Origin of the sequence: Bradyrhizobium sp. dw_78 (genome assembly GCF_018449525.1) — a bacterium.
Classification (GTDB): domain Bacteria; phylum Pseudomonadota; class Alphaproteobacteria; order Rhizobiales; family Xanthobacteraceae; genus Bradyrhizobium.
In genome coordinates, this window is sequence record NZ_JAAVUS010000025.1 from 1 (window position 1) to 1,075 (window position 1,075).

Annotated in this window: 1 protein-coding gene and 1 pseudogene; both read right to left on the bottom strand. The window is 64.1% G+C overall.

All coding sequences use genetic code 11. The features are described from left to right. Positions 1–332: pseudogene (locus tag HB630_RS28170) on the bottom strand (ABC transporter permease); the annotation flags it as partial. Further along, on the bottom strand, positions 329–1,075 hold a 747-nt coding region (locus HB630_RS28175; RefSeq protein WP_213776000.1), incomplete at its 5' end, for an ABC transporter ATP-binding protein. The pseudogene HB630_RS28170 and the gene HB630_RS28175, both read right to left, overlap by 4 nt.

Genomic DNA, 1,075 nt, shown 5'->3' on the forward strand with positions numbered 1-1,075 from the left:
ACTTTCGGCAAGGTCTGGAGCGCGACCAGATAGGGATACACCAGCCGCTCGAAAACCGGGATCAGCGAGATCATGGCGCCGATGACGAGCCCGGCGACGCCTCCGAGCACGAAGCCGCTCAAGACCTCGACCAGCGTCGCCCACAGATGCGGCCAGATCATCCCGCTCGATACCAGCGCGTAAAGACGAACCACGACCGAACTCGGGGTCGGCAACACGATCGGCGAGATGTCGAACCACCGGCACGCGCCTTCCCAGGCCGCGATCACGACCACGGCCACGGCCACCGATTGCAGCAAATGCAGGTTTGCCGGTTTTGAAGCGCCGCTCATAGCGAGGTCGCCGTCATCGATTGCGCGCCGAAGATGGTCCGGATGTGGTCGCAAAGCGCGCCGAACCGCGGCGTCGCCATGGTCTGCAAGGTCCGGGGGCGACCGACATCGACGTCGATGATTTCGGAGATCCGCCCCGGCCGCGGCGACATGACCACCACGCGGTCCCCCAAGAGAACGGCTTCCGGAATGCTGTGGGTGATGAAGATGACGGTCTTCCGCTCTTCGGACCAGACCCGCATCAGTTCCATGTTCATGGCCTCGCGCGTCATCGCGTCGAGCGCCCCGAACGGCTCGTCCATCAACAGGATACGCGGTTCGCGCATCAGCGCGCGGCAGATCGCGACCCGCTGCTGCATGCCGCCGGACAATTCAAACGGATATTTCCGCGCGAAATCCTGCAGCCCCATGAAGGCCAGCAAGCCCTCCGCCCGCTTCACCGTCGCCTCGGACTTGTCGTTTTTCAGGTGCGCCGGCAGCAGGACGTTGGCCAGCACCGTGTTCCACGGCAACAGCGTGGCTTGCTGAAACACCACCCCCACGTCGGGCCGGGGACCGGCGATCTGCACGCCATCGCACTCAATGGACCCCGACGAGGCGTATTCCAGCCCGGCCAGGATGCGCAGCAGCGTCGTCTTGCCGCAGCCGCTCGGCCCCACCACCGAGATGAACTCGTTTTCCTTGATGTCGAGATTGACGTTCGTCAGCGCGTTGACCGTCTCACCCGAATGCGTCTTGAATCG